A 19,183-nucleotide genomic window follows, 5' to 3' on the forward strand; every position below is an offset into this window, starting at 1 on the left:
AAAGTAAGGCCCCCGGGCCGTAGCGCGAACACTGTAGTTCGCACCCCCGCGCCGATTCAACGATTAACGTTCGGGAACGCGGACTACAAGGCCGCGCTACGCCCTACCCTACGAACTCGGCCCGCAGCTCCGCCAGTTCGGCCATGCGGGCCTGGTAGCCGGCATACTCCCCAAACAGCTCCCCCCACTCGGCCTGGAAGCGGGCCAGATAGCCCAGCGTCTCATGCAGCTGGGCATCGTAGGCCGCAGCGGGTATGCCGTTGTGGTCGACCTGCACGGCGCGCATTTCTTCGCCAAACGAGGTGAGGTAGGCCGATGCCATGAAGTCGCTGGCCGTGGCCACCGCAATGGCGTCGGCGAGCGTCAGGTCCCAGGTTGGCCGGTCGTCGTCGCTCGGGGTGTCGGCAGGTGCTTGGGTGGCGGGCAGGGCATCGAGCAGGGCCCGGCCGGTGGTGTGCAACGCCTGCAACGCCGCCGGCTCCAACAGCCCCCGGGCCAGCACGGCGGTTTTCAGGTCGAAATCGAACAGCTCGTTGCTGAGAATTTGCAGGGCCATGTGCGTCGAGGAGAGCACAAACGGCAGCATGGCGCCATCGGCGTAAATACCGATTACAATGTGGTCGGGAGCAGGGTCGGGCGTCATGGGCAGGGGATGAGAGATGGAGAAACTAAGTAAGGCATTCATTCCCATATCCCCATGATTTCGCAGCCTGCAAACATGGGATAAAGCTACGCCACTACTCAACTTACGGCCCCCCAAAAACAAACCAGCCGCCCCCGAACCTGGGAGCGGCTAGCGAAGCGGGCCGCCGCCGGCACCTAGTAGCTTTCCTTCTGGAAACCGAACTCGCGCAGCACGTTCTTATACGTGTCGGGGTAGTGGGCCTTGATGAGGTTGATGAGGGCCTTGAGCACCTTGCGCACGGGCTTTTCCTGCACGTTTTTCTCGCCGGTTTCGCCGGCAGCGATGCTTTCGGTTTTGGCGCGGTCGCCCACCAGCCCGACGTATTCTTTGGCGATGGGGGCCCAGAAGGCCTTGCCGTACTTGCGCTCGTCGTAGCCGTGGGCGTGGATGGCGGCTACCAGCTTGGCCAGGGCTTTGGCCCGGGCGGGGCGGGCGCCGGGCAGGCGCTGGTTTTTGCCCTCGGCCTTGATGCCGAACTCGGCATAGTAGGCTTCGTCGGCCTCGTCGTCGTGGTCTTCGGCCAGGTAGCCTTTCACAAAGGTCAGGGCTTTGTCAATCTGGGCGTCGAGGGTGCGCAGGCGCTGGGCCTGGGGGCCGCGGTCGTCGCGGGCCGCGTCGGCGGTGTCGAGGCTGTCGAAATAGGCCTGCGCCTGGGGCAGAAACGCGGCTTTGGTTTTCCAAAGCAGGTCGCCGAGGGCGGAGGTTTGCCAGAAGTTGGCCGCGCTCACGGCCAGGGTGGCCAGTTCCAGCTGGCCGAAGGGCAGGTTGGGGGTGTAGGTGGGCTCGTTGCCGGATTGGTCGGGGGCCGGCGTGCCGGTAGGTTCAGGACTCATAAACAAGTTGGTATTAAGTGAATAATGCGCCGTAAGGTAGAGCGTATCATCCATATTCCTGCCTATTCGGGTGCCCCAGCGCACCACTCGGGTTCCGAGGAGGGTTCTGGGGCCGCCCCAGCGCCTTACTCCGGTTGTCAGGAAGGCCCTGGGGCGGCCCCAGAACCCTCCTCCGATTCGAGGCCGGGCCTGGGGCCGCCCCAGAGCCTGCCTCGGAACCCAAGTAGGGCGCTGGGGCGGCCCCAGGGCCTCCAACACCACCCCAGCCGCTCCCGGGGCGGGGGCGGCTGGGAGAAACCCTAGTATCTTAGCCCTATGGAATCTTTGCAGCATCGCATCACCACCAACCCGCGCCAGTGCGGCGGCCGGCCCTGCATCCGCGGCATGCGCATCCGCGTGGCCGACGTGCTTCAACTCTTCGCCGCTGGCCTCACGGCCGAGCAGATTCTGGCCGAGATGCCCGACCTCGAAGCCGCCGACCTGCAAGCCGCCCTGCAATACGCCGCCCGCCAAATTGACTACCCGCGTCTGGCCGCATGACCCTCTGGATTGACGCGCACTTCTCGCTCCTCATCGCAGCCTGGATAAAGTGAAAATTCCCCGTTGAGGCTGTGGCCCTGCGTACACTAGGCCTACGCGATGCGGAGGACGAAGAAATATTCCAGGCTGCTAAAGCCGCCGGGGCCGTAGTCCTCGCCAAAGACGCCGACTTCCGCCACCTGCTCAACCTGTTCGGCCCGCCACCCCAGGTTATCTGGCTCACCTGCGGCAACACTTCCAATGAGCGCCTGCAAGAAGTGCTGCTCGCCACCCTGCCCGCCGCCATAGAGTTGCTGGAAGCCGGGGAGCCCTTCGTGGAGATTGGCAACCTGCGGCCTTAGCGCCGCCCCGGGGCCGCCGGGCCGCCGCGGCTCAAGAAGCTTAGGTTTCCAAAACAAACCAGCCGCTCCTGGGGCGGAGTGGCTGGAGAAGCTTAGGGTTCTCTTTTAACCCAAAGACTAAGAAGCTCTTATTTCACGTATTGAAAAAGTGTCTATTTCAACCATTCGCAAATAATATTTTCTCTGCACTGCCCTACCGGTAATACGGATATATCGATTGCTTCTATGAGCTTCTAGCGCAATTTCATATTGGTCATTTGTTAATGAATTAATATGAATTGGCAATACTCCGCGGCCATTTCTGTTTACTACAATTGATTTTCTTTGGCCTTTAACATTGTGAGATTTCAGTTCAACAACCTTTCCCCAACTAGATATTTCCACTGGGCTCGAAAGGGAATTACCCACAAACTCAATGTATCTATCCAAGTTGTCATAAGCAGCTTCATCTACACAACCAGATTGGATAGTGCGTGTAAAGTCTTGCTCAGGTTTAAAGTAAAAGTTCACACTTTCAGCATTAGTCTTTTTCAAGAAACTGCTAATGTCAGTAAGCAACTTAACATTAATTAAACTTGAGTATTCATCTATAGCAGGCCTATCAAAAGCAACAATACCCGTCGTTACTTTTTCAAATACAAATGACAATACATCTGCAAGCTTATTATTGATAACACTTGAATCCAATGCTTCTACACCAATAAGCGGTGCAGTAATACGACCAACAGGCAGCTTTATTCTTGAAACGAAGCTACCTTTTTGTGTCTGCATAAATTCACACTTATTCAAGTATGTTTCTGCTTCTTCAGGAACATCAACACCTAGTGCATCATTCACGATACAAAAGCTTGCATTGTGCAGAAGTATTTTTTTCAGCTCTTGGATATGAGATTCATAAATATGGAATGGTATAGTACCTGATGCTGTAATCTCATCTACTATCTGTATTGATAATGTGCCATTTCCGCTATCTGAGAACATGGTCTCTGCCATTTCATCAGAAAGATTATATAGTTCGCAAATAGTACGAACTATTCTATCAAGATGAATGCTACTTTTCGCTTCTTGTTGCTGTGGCACAGTCAACACGAAATCATCTATCATGCTGTTAGGTGCACGATAAGCAACAAATTTGTTATTGGCTTTTTCTTGAAGCCAATTACTTCCTCTTAAGAAGCTGATGATACCTTCGCTAGTGTACTGACTTTCCATAATCTTAGGCGTAGTACTCGCTGAACTTAGTATCTAGGAACTGTAGACTTAGTGAATTTGCTTTAGGAATGGTAATCCTAATGGATTCGGTATTGGTTGTGTATTCGGCGGTCTGCTCAGGAACATACCAGTAAGCGCATTTTGCAAGAGCAATTTCGTGCTCCCTTATGCTTAGCCATAAGTCACGGTTGTCAGGCAAGACCATTACTATTAGTATAAGAGGCGCAGAAGAGCCCCTCCGGTCAATCAAGTCGTTATACGACTTCACTTCCAAATCGTACTTGATATTCGTAGGCCCTGCCACAATACTAGCCTCACATGTGCATTTTAGTTGCACATCGATGAATTGACCTGAGTCTAACAACCTTCTTTTTCCTCCCCGATCATGCACTTTAACCTTGGAGATGGTCACATCTACTCCATGATCTAAGCTTGCTACCAAGCTTTTATAACCACCTCTACTTGCCAATAAGTCTAGGTAGTTTCTAGATAGCTGCTCTTTGATTTGCTCCTCGGTCATATTCGCCCCAGTGGTTGGTAGATACCATGCTGTGTTTGGGGCTGCTAATCTAGTCTTTATTTAACGTAAAAAAAGGGGAAGCACTGTGGTGCTTCTCCTTTTTATAAAGTTGCTATTGTTCTCCTTACCACCCGCACACCTCGCACCCCTCCGGGTTATCCAGCGAGCAACTCATATCGGCTTGGTTTTGCTCCACCAGACCCAGGGGCTCCAGGGTTTCGGCGGCTTGCTTTTCCACCGTGAACTTGATGGAAGCCTAATATTACGTTGCATTTATGGCTCAGCCAACCCAAGATACTTATGCGTTGCTCATTCCGGCACATGGTACGGGCCCGGAATCCGGCGCTCCCATTCCGCCTGCTCCTGCCGGGTCAAGGGGCCGTGTAGCGCAGGGTCGAGTTCCTGGTGGCCGTCGTAGCGCTTTTTATCCACTACGAAATAAAAGAGGCTGTCGGTTGGCACGTGAGTGAGGTGCCACGTAAGGGTGTCCGAGTAGCGCCAGTACTTGCCTTTGGTGAGCACGTAGCGGTCGTTCCATTTGGCCGAATCGCAGCCGCCCGGAATCACCGGCTCCGTGCCCTCGCCCCGATAGATGTTTGTGTAGTCGAAGCTGTCGCGCCACGCGAAGGTCATCCCGTCACCGACGTCGGTAGCGTAACCGTTGGCGCAACTCGCCAGGGCAGCGGCGCCCAAAAGCAACGTGAGCGGTTTTTTCATTTTAGGAGCAGGGTGGGATTAATGCCAAACCAGTCCTTTCTGCGGCCTCCATGACCACCCATTCGGATAGGCACTACGTAGTCGTTCAACAGTAGGCTGGTTGTCCGTTGCTCGTTAGTAGTTGTCAGGCAAAAGCCTTCGGTTTTTACCTGAGTCTCCGCCCAGGTAAACGTGCGGTATTTGGCAAAGTTGACGCCGGGCTGTTGTTGCACGGTCACTCTGGGAGAGCACGCGCTGAGCCACACCAGCAGCACGCACAAAGAGAGAGTATGCTGGGCTTTACCGGGTCCGTTCGGCAAAGGTTATCGACCAGCTTAGGGGTAAAATAGCACCGTAGAGGCTCTTTTCGACCGATTTTCACCACCCAACCGGGCTCCACGGCCACCCGGTTGGCAAGACGCATTTATTAGCTCCTACCTCGTCTGGCTTCCAGGATTCGGGCACCGCCATGCATAGGCTAGCTGCGACCTTTTAGCAGCGGCATTTATTTAGTTAGCCCAGCCATAACGAAAAGTAAGAACTTGGCTGTCCTGTATGAGTTAAGTATTAAAACATATTCCTTACTCAACCCATTATTCAAGTTTATCATGCACTGAATCCAAATTGCGACGCGGCCCCGTAGATTTTAATTGCGACAAGTGATTGTCTTTAGCCTATAAGTGCGACTTATTATGACTCCTTCCTCTACAAACATTTTAGAACGCAGCAACACCACCATCTCAGGGGTTGAGGGCTCCGACAAGCAAGCCATCATCTTTTTGCACGGCCTGGGTGGCGACCAAAGCATGTGGCGCCTTTTAACCCCCGCCTTCGAAGACCAGTACCAAGTGGTACTGCTCGACCTGATTGGCGCGGGCAACTCCGACCTGGCCGCCTACACTGCCACCAACCACGCCACCCTGAACGACCACGCCACCGACCTGCTGGACGTAATGAGCGCCTTGGCCCTGCGCGATGTCATCTTCGTGGGCCACTCCGTATCGGCCATGATTGGGGTACTGGCCGCCGTGCGGGAGCCTCAGCGCTTCGCCAAAATGGTGCTGGTGTCACCGTCCCCCCGCTTCATCAATGAGGCAGGCTACGAGGGAGGCTTCGACCAGAAGGACATCAACGAGCTACTGACCGCCATGGAAGGCGACTACTACGGCTGGTCGCAGTGCTTCGCGCCCCTCATGATGGGCCAGGCCGAACACCCCGAGCTGGTGCTGGAACTCACCAACAGCTTCGTGCGCACCAACCCCGAAATCGCCCGGCACTTTGCCCGCGTCACCTTCTTCTCCGACACCCGCGCCGAACTGGGTTTTCTCACCATCCCCACCCTCATTATTCAATCTGCCCACGACGTTATCGCGCCGCTGGCCGTGGGCCACTACATCAACGGCCGCCTGGCCAACAGCCGCATGGTAGTAGTCGAAACGGGCGGCCACTGCCCCCACCTCAGCGCCCCTCAGGAAACCATTTCAGCAATAGATAATTTCCTGCACCAACTGGCCTAGAGGTTTGGCTCAGCCAGGAGTGAGGTGCCCCCGTGCTCTACAGACGGATGCTGAATGCCAGCGGCTCTACTACCCACTGCCGCACCGTGGTACTGTACACCACGCGCACCCCGGCCTCGATTGGCGTGCGCAGGCGCAGCACGTTGAATAGAACCAGCGCATCCACGCCCACGTTGCGGTAGTTCAGCTGCGCCACGGTGCCGCGGCTGTCGTTGCCCTGCGCCGCATCGCCGAAAAAGGCCGCCCGCAGGCGCTGCACGTAAAGCAGGCGCCCCAGCTCTATGTGCGTGAAAGCCAACGGCAGATTGTAGTCGAAGCTGGCCACCCGCAGGCGGTCGAAGCTCACGTAGTCCTCGCCGCGTGGAAACGACACGGCCGGGGCAAACCGGTATCGGGCCTGGTCCTGCCACTGGTAGCCGGCCCGCAGGCGAATGGCGTGGTGGCGGGCCAGCCCCGGCAAGTACACGCTGCCCTGCGCCGCCCACTGCCTGGCCTCCAGGCCGGCCCCAAAGGGCGTAGTACGCCAGGTGCCAAGGAACGTAACGCCACTCCGCGGAGCCACGTCGCGCGCGCTAAGCCTGAGCTGCGACGCATAGCTCAGCGTCGTTTGCAGGGCATTAAGGGGCTGATTAGGCCCAGCTTCAGATATTTTTCGGGTGGGCAGATTGTAGCCGTACACCCGCTCGTGCAGGAAATAAGTACCCAGCGACAGCGCCTGCAAATACTTCGAACGCGTAAGATTGAGCGGCAAACGCAGCCCGGCCGTGAGGCGGGTATACTGCCACTGGTCGCGGTAAGTGCCGCCCCGATAAAGCACGGCCGCGTCGCGCCCACCGTGGGTCACGTCCACGTCCACCACCGGAAAGAGTGCCTGGTAGCTAAGCGCCCCCGTGGCGCTAAAGGTGCGCTCGGTTTGGTCGTAGCCCACGCCGGCAAATACCTGCGTGGTGTTCAGAAAGTCCTGCGAGCGCAAACCTACGCTCACCGCATTGCCGCTGGGGCTTTGCACCACCCCGTAGCTGAACAGGTTGAAGGCGTGCCGCAGCGGCGAGTACCGCCGCACCCCATAGCGCGCCCCCACCGAATCAGGTTGGGCCGCGCTGGGCGGCGTCAGCAGCCGCGATAACAGTTGGCCGGCGGGCTCCCTGGCGGTGAGGGCGGCCGCGTACGGCCCCGGAACATCGACAGTGGCAGTGGGAACAGGCACCCAGGTCGTGGTATCGAGCGGCATTTCCACCACCCGCGCCCCAGTGGCCCGATAATCATGAAAGGCCAGGGTGCGACCACCTGGCGCCACGGCCGCGTGGTAGGCCCCCAGCGGGCGGACAGTCACGCGGTAGGTTTGCCCCGTGCGGGCGCTCACCGCATACAATGCATCAAGACCCGACTGGGAGGAATTGTAGAGCACAAAATTACGCCAGGGCTGGGGGTTGGTCAGGTTCACGTTGGCCACGGGCAGCAGGGCTTTACTTGTGCCCGTAGCAGGCCCGGTGGGGTCGATGAGCAGGATGGTTTTGCCGGTGGCACTCAATGCCACGGCTACGATACGACGACCATCAGGGTGCCAGCGGGGCTGCTGGTAGAAGTCGTTTTGCGGGTTAGGTAGGGTCTGAATTTCTGCGCCGGTTTGGGCATCAAGAACGACGAGGGCATGGTGGTAGCTGGCATCGGTGCGCGTAGCCACGAGGCGCGCACCATCGGGCGAGAGAGCCGCGGCGCTATAGCGGGCACCTTTGCCGATGCGCGTAAGCCGGCCGGTTTTCAGGTCCAGCACCTTCAACTCCGAGGCAATACGCTGGCCCCAGCGAGCGTGCTGCTGGAACTCAGGCCACACCGCTTTGCCTCCATTCACCGAGAGCATTTCGGGAATATTCAGCTGGCCGGGGGTGAAAACCCGCTGCTCGGCCCCGTGGCGGCTCAGCAGCACCAACTGCGGAATGTAGGCGAGGCCGGTTTTCAGGACCAGCACCGTGCTATCGGTTACGTACTGCGGGTATTCGTACTGGGTGAAGATTCTTTCCGACGCTTCAACCCGCATTTCGCGCACTGGTGTATTAGCGGGCAGCGCGGCTTGCTGGACCCGCCAGGTTGAGTCGATTTCGGTCATCGTACGGTCGTACAGCTGCTCCACCGTGAGGCCGGTGGTGCGCCGGATGCTTCGGGAAAACGAGAACGGATAAAATGGAGCCCGATAGTAGTCGTTGAGCGCCGATGACCACACGGCCGGCCCATAGTGCGTTTTCAGGTAAGAAGTCAGGAAGTAGCCCAGCACGTACCAGTCGGGCACGTTGTCGCGCAGGGAGCCATTCACGGCCTTTTGGTATGAATACCGCCTGCCGGCCAGCAAGTTGGCCCGCAGGCCCACGTTGAAGTTGGGGATGCGGCCCCGGCCACTGCGTGTGAGGGCCGTTTCGGTACCCACGGCGTCGCCCTCGAAAAACCACTGCGGCACGCCTACGGCCGCAATGCCCAGCGCACCATCGCCAAACAGCGGCCCCAGCACTTTCCCTATCCCTTGCCGGGCTTTCTCAAACTGCCCCACGTGCCGGAACTCATGCACCGCCAGCCCATCGAGCCAGTCAACGGTACCCAGTCCAAGACCCTGCTGCGGTGTGGTAAAGAACTCGGCGTGCCGCGGCAGAAACGTCACGAAGCCATTGGGTACCGTCGTCTGATTCTGCATCACCACGCTGATGGGCCGGGGGCTGACGCCGAGCGTGGTCACGCCGGGCCCATGCAGCTGCTCCAGCCGCGCCGCCGTGCGCTGCGCCGCCGAGTCGATACTGCCCGCGTATAGCACCCGGAAGTGCGGGGTGCGCACCTCGTTCCAGCGCAGCGACGGTGGGTTTTGGGTTAAAACGGGGAGCGTTTGGGCTTGCCCGAGGCCCGATTTGAACAGGCCCAGCAGCCCGCATAGTAACAAACGACGCATGTAGTGTCTCTAAATGAAGGGCCCTTCAGCCGAGCCCTCGAAAACGGAGACTAAAGAACGTCACGTTGAGCCTATGTAGTACCTCATCCCTAAATGAAGGTCCTTTGACAAAGCCCGAGCCCTAAACAAAGCGGCTGCTCCGGGTGGAGCAGCCGTTTTGTTTAGGGGCTCAAACGAGATTGACTATTTCTTAGCTGCTACGGCCGTGGCGGTATAGTCGGAGAACACACCGTCGAGGCCGAGGTCGTAGAAATTCTGGTATTCAGCCGTCGGGTTCTTTTCGTAAGCGGGCAGCAGGTAACGAGGCTCGTTGCGGAAGGTGAAAGCGTGGACGATGAGGCCGCGCTGGTGGGCCCGCTCAATGAGCGAAGTAGCCGGCAGCTTCGCCGTAGGCGTGTAGGGCTGGATGTAGGGCTTCCAGGGTCCGATGCCAGTGGCGTAGGTTTTCACGAAGTCCAACCCCGCATCCTTCGTCAGGTCGAGGAAGGTGCGCTTGTCACCCGAAACCACGAAATCGTAAGGCTGCGCGTAGGGTGCGACCATAGTTACGTTGCCAGCGGCGTCCACATCGTCGGCATCCAGCAGTTGTACAGTTTTCACTGTCGACTTAAACTGGTCGCGGATGGCGCGCAGGTTGCTCACTTCAAACGACTGCACGAAGACCGGGGCTTCGCGGTTGTTCCAGCCGGCAGCGGTGAGGGCCTCCATCAGCTTGCTGGTGAGGGGCAGTCCCAGGGTCTCGTGAAATGTGGGGTGCTTGGTTTCGGGATAGATGCCGATGGTCCGGCCTTTGGCCACGGTTTGCGCCTTGGCCAAGTCGATAACCTCCTGAAAAGTGGGGATATTGTAAAGCCCGTTGAACTGCTGCGGCCGGTCGGCCAGGGCCTGTTTAGCTTTAATGGTTTTGATTTCGGCCAGTGTGAAGTCGCTCACGAACCAGTCGTTGTAGGCCACGCCGTCCACCATCTTAGTGGTTTTACGGCTCGCAAACTCGGGCAGGTCGGCCACATTGGTCGTGCCCGACAGCATGGGCTCGTGCCGGCACACCAGCACCAGGTCTTTAGTCAATACGAGGTCCTGCTCAATAAAATCAGCACCGTCCTCGATGGCCTTTTGGTAGGCCTCCAGGGTGTGTTCGGGCAGCAGGCCCGAGGCCCCGCGGTGGGCAATCACCAACGGAGCTTTGCCGTCGAGGGTCTTGTACTGGGGAGGTGTCACGGAAGAATCGGAGTCTTTCTTGCAGGCGCTGGCTTGTAAGAGGCCCGCAGCTATCAGCAGGTAGAAGAAGTTTTTCACAGCTCATTTGGTTTAGTCCACCACAAAATTTGACCGGCAAGGTTACTCCCTGACCAAGTACAGATTATCAAATTTTTACGGTGGCTATACCTGGGCGACGCCGCTGCATCGAAGCAACGGCACACCAGATAAGGAAATAACAGTCCATCCGGCTGCGCTCTGCCTGCCCTAATAAAAAAGCGGCTGCTTCCTGAGAAACAGCCGCTTTTCTGCGTTTGTCATTCAATTCTACGCCGAAATCAGGTCTTTATCCGGCACGCTCTGGTCCTTGAGCGTCGCGGTGCCACGCTCCTTCCGCGTAATGCGCGAGTAGAGGCTGATTTCCTGGTCGAACAAGAACATGAAGAACAGCTTGGTGTAGCTGGTGTGAGCCATCAAGGGCTCATAGAACTCGGGCGCTACCGATTTGAGCTTGGGCAGGTTGTTCCACGGAATGCTAGGCATGTCGTGGTGCTCGTTGTGAAAACCCACGTTGAGGTTGATGCCATTCAGGCGGCCATAGTAGGAGTAGGTTTCCTGCTCGGGGCTGAGGGTGAGGTAGTGCTCCTGAATCCAGCGGGCACCGAGCGGGTGCAGGCCCACGGAGAACCAGAAGCTGAGGAAAAGATAGAGCAGCGCCGTCCAGCCGAAGAAGTAGACGATGGCCACATCGAAAGCCACCTGGGCTACGATGTTGGCAAATACGTAGCGGTCCACGGTGGCCACCTCACGGCAGCGCGCCGTCCGAATCACCTGAAACAATGGAAAGAAAAACAGCCAGATGGCCTTGCCAATGCTGTAGTTATGGATCAGCTTCGCCTCATACCAGTCGGGCAAGTCAGCATCAAGCTCGTGCACGCCCTGGAAGACATGGTGCTTGATGTGGAAATTCTTAAAGCTGATGGCCGTGGGAAATATCGACGGGAAATTGGCCAGAATTCCAGTGGCTACGTTCTGCCACATTTTCTTAAATACCAGATTGTGAGCTGCCTCATGAATCACCACAAACAGAGTGTGTGAGAAAAATGCCCCGACAAGATAGGCCACCGGAATAGTCCAGTACCAAGCTTGGTTGCGCAGCAGGTAGGCTAGCGCTATCTGGGCGGCCACGCAGCCCATCCCAATGAGGAAGGTGGTGGGATTACGCGTCATCAACTGCTTCACCTCGGGGTGGGCCTTGATGATTTGGCGGGTACGGACGCGGTGCGGCTCGGGAGCCGTGGCGACGGTGAAGGCGGTGGGAGCTTGGGCCATAAAGAACGGGTAGCGGGCGCGGAGGAGTATAGCCGCGCTTCGGCTTTCAAACAAAAATACGGCAAATAGTTCAGCTTGTGAATACTGCTGATACTACATCTGTATCAGCCACGCTTTGGCCGTCTCAATGTCGTCGAATGTCGCTATAACGGATTTTCCCACCGTGAATTGCAGGGTTAAGTCAGTAGACAAGCGGCTGTATACATTGGTCGAGTACACCCACGCAAAATACTCTAGGCCGGCAGCAGCCATAGCCGGAAACCATTCTTTACCACCCCACTCGGCGGCTTCGCTCCACATACTGGTCACCCGTGTGTTATCATTCAGCACTTTGTGTGTGCGGTGCAGCTGCATGAGTCGCAGTATTTGCAGGGCGCCGTGCTGCACGCTGGCCAAGTCCTGGTTGCCATGCCAGTCGGCGTGGATCCATTCATTCTCGTGGTCATAGGCAATAGTAATATGAGGTTCTTCGAGTAAGGTTTGTAAGGCCATAATTAGTGGTCAAGAGCAATCCTACCTGCTACGGCAAATACGTAGCAAAGGATACAAAATGCCCTCAAATTTATATTTGCCCACTATCTCCGACCTATTAGTGCTAACACAACCGGGATAAGTACTTAAATCAGGCTGTCGAATACGGTAAAAGCTACCGTCAGATAGTCAGGGCGCTCGATAACTTTTGGCCTCGCTTCAGACTTGCCAGCTACCAACTGCAAGCCGTACCGAACCAGAATTCGTACCTTATTGCTGAAGGCGTTAGCGCAGACGTAAGGTTTACCAGCCAGCGGCGTCTACTGTGGCAAAACAGCCGGTTTCGGCATTATTTCTGTCTTACTAGTTTCCATGAAAAACCGATTGAAATCCCTTGCCAACTTGAGTGTGTTGGCATTCACATTCGCCTGCGGCACCCAGCACCCGGCCGATGCCCAGAATCCGCCGCGCTCCACGGCCGGTTTCGCACCCGCTAACTTGACCGGCTTAGCCATGGCCACATTTGCCGGGGGATGCTTCTGGGCCCAGGAGGAGGCCTTCGAGCAAATTAAGGGGGTGAAGCAAGTGGTGAGCGGCTACGCCGGCGGCACCAAAGCCAACCCGACCTACGAGGAAGTAGCCGACAAAACCACGGGCCATACCGAAACCGTGCAGATTTACTACGACCCCAAAGTAGTGAGCTACCAGAAGCTGACCGACATCTTCTTCACCGCCTCGCACGACCCCACCCAGCTCAACCGTCAGGGCCCCGATGCCGGACCCGAGTACCGCTCAGCCGCCTTCTATCGCACGCCGGAGGAGAAGAAAATCCTCGAAGCCACCATTGCCAAAGTCAACGCTTCGAAAATATACAGCGGCAAAATTGTGACCCAGGTGGTGCCATTCCAGAAGTTCTGGCCCGCCGAGGCCTACCACCAGGGCTACTACCGCCTGCACCCGGAAAACCCTTACATCACCAACGTCTCGGAGCACAAGGTGGAGCACGTCCGCAAAGCTTTCCCGCAAGACATCAAGAACCCGCTGTAGACCAGCTGTTATTTACCAACCTGCATCTGAGCTTTCAAAGTCCGCTTCAACCTGAATATAAGGCACTAATCAGCATTCATTTGTAAGCCCTGGTCATTTTGGCCGGGGCTTTTTCGTGAGGGCCGGTTCGACGGTCTGGGCGAGACTATCTTTGGAGTTGAAAGCGCCGCGTCATCGGCTGCTTTCCGTTGCATCTGCCTTTATGTCCGTCTCTGCTCCGCCCGTTCTGGATTTTGAACAGCTGTTTGCGATGCTGCCTGCCCCGCACGCGGTGCTGGCGCCCGACGGCACCGTGCTGAGCCTGAACCTGGCCATGGCCGACCTGCTGCCCGCCGGGGCTGCCACCACTCTGGCTGGCCAGCCGTTGACCGTATTGCGGGCCGCTACCGAAGCGGTGGGGGCCGTTCTGGCCGACGCCGCCGCGTGGGAGGCCGGGTTGGCGGGCGCCTTAGCCGGCACAGGTCAAGTGCTGACGCCAACGCTCCCTCCCGTGCCACCAGGCGCCGGGGCTCCTTCCTACTGGCAGGCGACCTTGCAACCGGTGCCGCCCGGCGGACCACAGTACGTGCTGGTGCGCCTGCGAAACGTGAGCGAGTACCTACGCAACCAACGCGCCGCCGAGCAGGAGCAAGAACAATTTCGCTTCCTAGCTGAGAGCCTGCCCCTCCTCATCTGGGCCACCAATTCCCGGGGCGAAACAGAATATACCAACCAGCGATTCATCGACTACACCGGGCACGACGCGCTGCAGCTGGATCCGGAAGGACGCCGGGCACTGTGGGCCCAACTGATTCATCCCGACGACATGGTGCCCCTGCGGGCGCGCTGGGCCAATGCCCTGAGTTCGGAGCAACCCTTCGAAGCCGAATTTCGGCTGCGGGCGGCCGATGGCGAGTACCGCCGGTTTTTACTGCACGTGATGCCCCAGCGAGGACCCGGTGGGCAAGTGCGACGCTGGTTTGGAGCGGGCACCGATGTGGAGGCCCAGCATAGTGCCCAACTCCGGCTGGAAGGCCAACAGCGGCATATGCAGCGCATTTTTGACCAACTTCCGCTTACCATCAGCACAATGGAGGGGCCGGAACTGGCCTTCAGCTTTCTATCAGCCAAAGCCCGGCAGGCGATGGGTGGCCGCGCCGAAGTGGGCCGTGGTGTGGCCGAAAGCCTACCGGAAGTAGCTGCTCAGGGCTATTTAAAGCTCCTCAACCAAGTGCGCGACAGCGGCGAGCCGCACTTCGGCCACGAGGAGCGGACGGCAATGCTGGACCCGACCACCGGCGAAATGAAGGAGCGCTACAACGACTTTGGCTACCTGCCCCTGCGCAGCGAGTCGGGCCGGGGCGTGCTGGCTTACGGCATTGATGTGACCGAAAAGGTCCTGGCTCGCCTCCGCAACCAAGCCCTGCTGGCCGAAGCCCAGGCCGCCGACCAGCGCCTGCGCCGTGTCACGGAAAGCCTGCCTTCCATCACCTTCATCAGCGACCAGGAGGGCCGGATTCTCTACGCTAGTCCCCAGTGGTACGCCTACACCAACACCAGTCCTGCCGACAACCTTGACCTGGAGTGGCAGACCCGGGTGCATCCCGATGACCAGCCTCGCATCGGCCAGAAATACGCAGCGGCCCTGGCCGCCGGCCAGCCCTGGCGCTACGAACTGCGCCTACGCCAGCACGACGGCGAGTACCGCTGGTTTACGTGCCAGGGCGTACCTGAGCCGCTGGAAGAGGCCCAGGCCGCCGGCCGCGTTCGGCAATGGTTCGGTTCTGCGCTCGACGTGCACGAGTTGCGCGAAACCCAGCGGCGGCTAGAGGCCAAAGACCAGCAGCTGAGTAACATTCTGGACCAGGCCCCGGCCTTCATCGCCACCGTAGCCGGGCCCGACCACCGCTTTACCTTCTTCAACACGCAGTATGATGAGCTGCTGGGCCATCGGGCATGCCTGGGCCAGCCATTGGCGGAATGTTTGCCCGAGCTTGTTCATCAAGGCTTTACGAAGCTACTCGACCACGTATACCAAACCGGCGAAATGGTTGCGGGGCAGGAGGTGCTGGTGCACATGAAAGATGGCATCACCCCTCTCGACCGGTACTTCGACTTTAGCTACATTGCTCTGCGTGACGAGCAGAACCAGGTAACCGGCATTCTCAACTTCGCCCTGGATGTGAGCGAGCGGGTGCGGGCCCGCCAGCAGGCCGAACAGCTGGCAGCCGAAATGAGCCGCCGCGATGAGCAGGTACGGGCTATTACGACTTCCGTGCCGGTATTCATTCTCAATTTCAGCCCAGCCGGCGACATTACCTACGTTAACCCGTACTTCTACGAATACACCGGACTGGACCCTGCCAATCCGCTCAATGATACCTGGAGTGTCTTACCGCCTGATGACCAGACGGCCGTGGACGCCATAAGCCGAGCGGCCATGAGTGCGGGCCAGCCCTGGCAGGCCACCTTCCGCTGCCGCCGGCACGACGGAGAGCTGCGCTGGTTTCAAACCAAAGCGCAGCCTTATACCAACGCAGCGGGGGAGCCCGCCGGCTTCAGCGCCGCCACCGTCGAAATTCATGAACTGCACGAGCGTACCCAGGAACTGACCCGCAGCCGCGCCGACTTTGCAGCCCTGGCCGATAACATGGCCCAGCTGGCCTGGATGGCCGATGCCACCGGTCGCGTTTTTTGGTACAACCAGCAGTGGTACGACTACACCGGCACCACCCCGGAGCAAATGCAGGCCCAGGGCGCCCGGCACCTATACGACCCGGCGCTGGCGGAGGGCATTATGGCGCGCTATCTGGCCTGCGTGGCGAGCGGGACACCCTGGGAAGATACCTTCGTGGTGCGCCGCCACGACGGGGCATTCCGCTGGTTTCTGAGCCGGGCCCGGCCTATTCGTGACGCGGCGGGGGCGGTGGTGCGCTGGTTTGGTACCAACACCGACGTGACCGAGCTGCGCAAGCTGCAGCAGCAGTTGAGCGAGGGCGAGGAGGAACTGCGCATTCAGGCCGAAAGTATTCCGCAACAGGTCTGGACGGCCCGGCCCGATGGGACGATAGATTTCTATAACCACCGCACGGCCGCCTACGTGGGCGAGGCAATGGAGCGAAACGGGGCCGCTCACTGGCTCAGCTTCGTGCATCCCGACGACCGCGCCCACATGCAGGACCGGTGGAAAGCCGCCATTGCCACCCAGCGCTATTACGAGGCTGAGTTTCGCCTGCGCCGCTACGACGGGCAGTACCGCTGGTTTTTGGGCCAGGCTCAGGCCCGCCGCGCACCCGGCGGCCAAGTGCTGAAGTGGTACGGCACCAATACCGACGTGCACCAGCAGCGCGTGCTCCAGGAGCAGGTATTATCGAGCCAGAACCGCTTTCAGCAGCTCCTCGAAACCCTTCCCCAACTAGCCTGGACGGCGTTGCCCGATGGCAGCGTCAACTACTACAACCAGCGCTGGTACGATTTCACGGGCGGCACCTTCGAGCAGCTGCAAGACTGGGGCTGGGAACGGTTTGTGCACCCCGACGACTTGTTCGTTACCCTGCAACGTTGGCAGCACAGCCTTGCTACCGGCGAGCCGTATGAGGCCGAACACCGCTGGCGCGACCAGCAGGGCCACTACCGCTGGTTCCTGACTCGGGCCGAATGTATCCGGGACCAAACGGGGGCCGTAGCCCTGTGGGTGGGCGCCAATACCGACGTGCACGAGTTCAAGCAAGTGCAGCAGCAGCTCGAAGCCCAGAACGCCCGCCTGATTCGCACCAACGAGGACCTTGACAACTTCGTATACACCGCCTCGCACGACCTCAAGCAGCCCATCAACAACATGGCGGGCATTTTTGAGGAGCTGACCCGCACGGCTTACTTCCGCGACCCTGATGCCATCAAGCTCATCACCTATTTTGAGCGGGCTTTGGCCCAGATTTTTGGTACCATCGACGATTTGAGCGCCATCGTGCGGGGGCAACGCGAGCAGCAAGGCGCCCCCCGCGAGGAAGTGGCGCTGGCTCAGCTCGTGAATGAAGTCATCAACAGCCTCCAGGACCAGGTTACGGAGTTGGGCGCCCAGTTCGAGTTCGATTTCGCTACCTGCCCCGTGGTGAGTTTCGTGCGCCCCAACCTGCAAAGCCTGCTTTTCAACCTCATCAGCAACTCGCTCAAGTATGCCGACCCTGACCGGGCACCCCGCATCCGCCTCAGTAGCACCCCCGACGCAGTAACTGGTCGGCCCGTTCTCACGGTGCAGGACAATGGCCTCGGCATCGACATGGAGCGGTTCGGGCCGCAGCTGTTCCAGCTGTTTCGCCGTTTCCACAGCCACGTCGAAGGCACCGGCATGGGGCTGTACCTCGTCAACCGTATCGTGCAAAACCACGGCGGCCGGCTGGAGGTTAGCAGTACCGTGGGCGAAGGCACGACGTTTCAGATTTATTTGTAGGAGGAGATTTTCCGTAGAAAAGCTGGTCAAGCTCTCCTCCTTAGATATGGTGGGAATATTCGAGCCGCAGATGAGCGCGGGGCAGCATTGATAGAGCTTTAGTTGCATTCATTACACGATGCATGAACGATGGGTGCTGAGACGTTCCAATAGTCCAACGTTCGGCGTAGGTAACCACGCCAGTGTGCGCTTCGCAGCTACTTCCTCTTCTTGGTAAGAAGGGGCGTTTGTTGTTCTTTCGTCTACCAAACCACCACCTTACCAACCCACCGCCTTGTTCCAGTCCAAACTCCCCGATGTTGGCATCAGCATTTTCACCCAGATGACTTTGCTGGCCCAGGAAACCGGCGCCATCAACCTAGCTCAGGGCTTCCCCGACTACGACCCGCCGCAGGAATTGCTGGAGGCCCTGGCCCGCCACGCCCGCACCCCCGGCCACCACCAGTACGCGCCCATGCCGGGCCTGCCGCGACTGCGTGCCGCTATTGCCGCTCAGGTAGCCCGTCTCCACGCCAATGCCCCGGCGCCCGACCCAACCCACGAAATCACCATCACGGCCGGGGCTACGGAGGCGCTGTATGCTGTGCTAGCCGCCGTGGTGCGGCCCGGCGATGAGGTGGTTGTATTTGAGCCCGCGTATGATTTGTACGGCCCGGCCATCCGGCTGCAGGGCGGGATACCGCGCTACGTGCGCCTGCCCGCCCCGCACTTCCGACCCGACTGGGACACGGTGCGCCGGGTAGTATCGCCCCGCACCCGGCTGGTGATGGTGAACACGCCCCACAACCCCAGCGGCGCAGTTTTCAGTGCTGATGACTGGAACCAGCTGGCTCGCCTGCTGGAGGGCACCAACGCACTCGTTCTCAGCGATGAAGTGTATGAACACCTCGTGTTCGACGGTGCGCCGCGCCTGAGCGCCCGCCAGCATCCGGAGCTGCGGGAGCGCAGCTTTGTGCTCTCGTCGTTTGGCAAAACTTACCATGCCACCGGCTGGAAAGTAGGCTACTGCATTGCCCCGCCGGCCCTCACCACCGAGGTGCGGCGCGTGCACCAGTTCGTGACCTTCGCCGTGAACACGCCCACCCAGCACGCCTTGGCCGATGCCCTCGAAACCGATACCACCGATGCGCACGCCTGCGGCCTAGCCAATTTCTACCAGCAGAAGCGCGACCATTTCCGAGCCCTACTGGACGGCGCGGGCTGGGACCTGCTGCCCGTGCCTGGCGGTTATTTCCAGCTGGCCCGCTACGATGCCTTCTCCCCCGCAACCGACTTAGCCTTTGCCAACTACCTGGCCCGTGACAAGGGCGTAGCTGTAGTTCCCGTGTCTGCCTTTTACCACGACGGTTTTGACGACGGGCTGATTCGGTTCTGCTTTGCGAAGGAGGCCGCCACGCTGGAAGCCGCAACTGCCCGCCTGCGCTAGAATAG

The 19,183-nt window shown here is 58.8% G+C and carries 16 protein-coding genes; 6 read left to right on the forward strand and 10 right to left on the reverse strand.

Going from position 1 to position 19,183, the window contains the following annotated elements; genetic code table 11:
- Positions 1-103 precede the first annotated feature (103 nt).
- Both WX88_RS13515 and WX88_RS13520 read right to left on the reverse strand, forming a co-directional pair.
- Positions 104-643: a hypothetical protein gene (locus WX88_RS13515; protein ID WP_046244904.1), complete on the reverse strand. Its 540-nt coding sequence runs from the start codon at positions 641-643 to the stop codon at positions 104-106.
- Between the two features lie 176 nt (positions 644-819).
- Positions 820-1,518 carry a hypothetical protein gene (locus WX88_RS13520; protein WP_046244905.1) on the reverse strand — a complete coding sequence of 233 codons (699 nt, stop codon included), beginning with the start codon at positions 1,516-1,518 and terminating at the stop codon, positions 820-822.
- A 315-nt stretch (positions 1,519-1,833) separates the two neighbouring features.
- Here WX88_RS13520 and WX88_RS13525 point away from each other — a divergent pair, with 315 nt between their 5' ends.
- Both WX88_RS13525 and WX88_RS13530 read left to right on the forward strand, forming a co-directional pair.
- Positions 1,834-2,058, forward strand: coding sequence for a DUF433 domain-containing protein (locus WX88_RS13525; protein ID WP_046244906.1), 225 nt, complete (start codon positions 1,834-1,836; stop codon positions 2,056-2,058).
- 71 nt (positions 2,059-2,129) lie between these two features.
- Positions 2,130-2,399 (forward strand): DUF5615 family PIN-like protein, encoded by a 270-nt coding sequence (locus WX88_RS13530; protein WP_197076783.1) that lies wholly within the window; start codon positions 2,130-2,132, stop codon positions 2,397-2,399.
- Positions 2,400-2,516: 117 nt separating this feature from the next.
- On the opposite strand, the gene WX88_RS30050 is transcribed toward WX88_RS13530, so the two are convergent.
- The 4 genes from WX88_RS30050 to WX88_RS13545 all read right to left on the reverse strand — a co-directional run bounded on the left by WX88_RS30050 (position 2,517) and on the right by WX88_RS13545 (position 5,060).
- Positions 2,517-3,611, reverse strand: coding sequence for a hypothetical protein (locus tag WX88_RS30050; protein WP_156176113.1), 1,095 nt, complete (start codon positions 3,609-3,611; stop codon positions 2,517-2,519).
- Between the two features lie 4 nt (positions 3,612-3,615).
- Positions 3,616-4,131 (reverse strand): DUF4365 domain-containing protein, encoded by a 516-nt coding sequence (locus WX88_RS13535; protein WP_052732673.1) that lies wholly within the window; start codon positions 4,129-4,131, stop codon positions 3,616-3,618.
- Positions 4,132-4,440: 309 nt separating this feature from the next.
- Positions 4,441-4,848, reverse strand: coding sequence for a hypothetical protein (locus tag WX88_RS13540; protein ID WP_046244907.1), 408 nt, complete (start codon positions 4,846-4,848; stop codon positions 4,441-4,443).
- A complete protein-coding gene (locus WX88_RS13545) occupies positions 4,845-5,060 on the reverse strand; it encodes a hypothetical protein (protein WP_156176114.1) in 216 nt (71 codons plus the stop codon). The genes WX88_RS13540 and WX88_RS13545 overlap by 4 nt, the downstream gene beginning before the upstream one ends.
- Positions 5,061-5,519: 459 nt before the next feature.
- On the opposite strand from WX88_RS13545, the gene WX88_RS13550 reads away from it, so the two are divergent.
- Entirely contained in the window at positions 5,520-6,344 is an 825-nt protein-coding gene (locus WX88_RS13550; protein ID WP_046244909.1) for an alpha/beta fold hydrolase, read from the forward strand.
- A 37-nt stretch (positions 6,345-6,381) separates the two neighbouring features.
- Here WX88_RS13550 and WX88_RS13555 read toward each other — a convergent pair whose 3' ends face one another.
- The 4 genes from WX88_RS13555 to WX88_RS13570 form a co-directional block, all read right to left on the reverse strand.
- Positions 6,382-9,276 carry a hypothetical protein gene (locus tag WX88_RS13555; protein WP_046244910.1) on the reverse strand — a complete coding sequence of 965 codons (2,895 nt, stop codon included), beginning with the start codon at positions 9,274-9,276 and terminating at the stop codon, positions 6,382-6,384.
- 183 nt (positions 9,277-9,459) lie between these two features.
- A complete protein-coding gene (locus WX88_RS13560) occupies positions 9,460-10,572 on the reverse strand; it encodes a glycerophosphodiester phosphodiesterase (protein WP_046244911.1) in 1,113 nt (370 codons plus the stop codon).
- A 228-nt stretch (positions 10,573-10,800) separates the two neighbouring features.
- Positions 10,801-11,805, reverse strand: a complete 1,005-nt coding sequence (locus WX88_RS13565) for a fatty acid desaturase (RefSeq protein WP_046244912.1) — start codon at positions 11,803-11,805, stop codon at positions 10,801-10,803.
- Positions 11,806-11,898: 93 nt separating this feature from the next.
- Complete coding sequence (locus WX88_RS13570) at positions 11,899-12,297, reverse strand: hypothetical protein (protein WP_046244913.1); 399 nt, start codon at positions 12,295-12,297, stop codon at positions 11,899-11,901.
- A 351-nt stretch (positions 12,298-12,648) separates the two neighbouring features.
- On the opposite strand from WX88_RS13570, the gene msrA reads away from it, so the two are divergent.
- The 3 genes from msrA to WX88_RS13585 all read left to right on the forward strand — a co-directional run bounded on the left by msrA (position 12,649) and on the right by WX88_RS13585 (position 19,178).
- Positions 12,649-13,323 carry a peptide-methionine (S)-S-oxide reductase MsrA gene (gene msrA / locus WX88_RS13575; protein ID WP_046244914.1) on the forward strand — a complete coding sequence of 225 codons (675 nt, stop codon included), beginning with the start codon at positions 12,649-12,651 and terminating at the stop codon, positions 13,321-13,323.
- A 202-nt stretch (positions 13,324-13,525) separates the two neighbouring features.
- The gene (locus tag WX88_RS13580; RefSeq protein ID WP_046244915.1) at positions 13,526-17,752 is read left to right on the forward strand and encodes a PAS domain-containing sensor histidine kinase; all 4,227 of its coding nucleotides are present in this window, start codon (positions 13,526-13,528) and stop codon (positions 17,750-17,752) included.
- Positions 17,753-18,026: 274 nt separating this feature from the next.
- Positions 18,027-19,178 carry a methionine aminotransferase gene (locus tag WX88_RS13585; RefSeq protein WP_046244916.1) on the forward strand — a complete coding sequence of 384 codons (1,152 nt, stop codon included), beginning with the start codon at positions 18,027-18,029 and terminating at the stop codon, positions 19,176-19,178.
- The last annotated feature ends 5 nt before the right edge of the window (positions 19,179-19,183 follow it).

Origin of the sequence: Hymenobacter terrenus (assembly GCF_000972495.1) — a bacterium.
Taxonomy (GTDB): Bacteria; Bacteroidota; Bacteroidia; order Cytophagales; family Hymenobacteraceae; genus Hymenobacter; species Hymenobacter terrenus.

Excerpts from the sequence above, each read along its gene's own strand:
- WX88_RS13515 (WP_046244904.1), bottom strand. The coding sequence starts at position 643 with ATGACGCCCGACCCTGCTCCCGACCACATTGTAATCGGTATTTACGCC.
- WX88_RS13520 (WP_046244905.1), bottom strand. The coding sequence starts at position 1,518 with ATGAGTCCTGAACCTACCGGCACGCCGGCCCCCGACCAATCCGGCAAC.
- WX88_RS13525 (WP_046244906.1), top strand. The coding sequence starts at position 1,834 with ATGGAATCTTTGCAGCATCGCATCACCACCAACCCGCGCCAGTGCGGC.
- WX88_RS30050 (WP_156176113.1), bottom strand. The coding sequence starts at position 3,611 with ATGGAAAGTCAGTACACTAGCGAAGGTATCATCAGCTTCTTAAGAGGA.
- WX88_RS13535 (WP_052732673.1), bottom strand. The coding sequence starts at position 4,131 with ATGACCGAGGAGCAAATCAAAGAGCAGCTATCTAGAAACTACCTAGAC.
- WX88_RS13540 (WP_046244907.1), bottom strand. The coding sequence starts at position 4,848 with ATGAAAAAACCGCTCACGTTGCTTTTGGGCGCCGCTGCCCTGGCGAGT.
- WX88_RS13550 (WP_046244909.1), top strand. The coding sequence starts at position 5,520 with ATGACTCCTTCCTCTACAAACATTTTAGAACGCAGCAACACCACCATC.
- WX88_RS13555 (WP_046244910.1), bottom strand. The coding sequence starts at position 9,276 with ATGCGTCGTTTGTTACTATGCGGGCTGCTGGGCCTGTTCAAATCGGGC.
- WX88_RS13565 (WP_046244912.1), bottom strand. The coding sequence starts at position 11,805 with ATGGCCCAAGCTCCCACCGCCTTCACCGTCGCCACGGCTCCCGAGCCG.
- WX88_RS13570 (WP_046244913.1), bottom strand. The coding sequence starts at position 12,297 with ATGGCCTTACAAACCTTACTCGAAGAACCTCATATTACTATTGCCTAT.
- msrA (WP_046244914.1), top strand. The coding sequence starts at position 12,649 with ATGAAAAACCGATTGAAATCCCTTGCCAACTTGAGTGTGTTGGCATTC.
- WX88_RS13580 (WP_046244915.1), top strand. The coding sequence starts at position 13,526 with ATGTCCGTCTCTGCTCCGCCCGTTCTGGATTTTGAACAGCTGTTTGCG.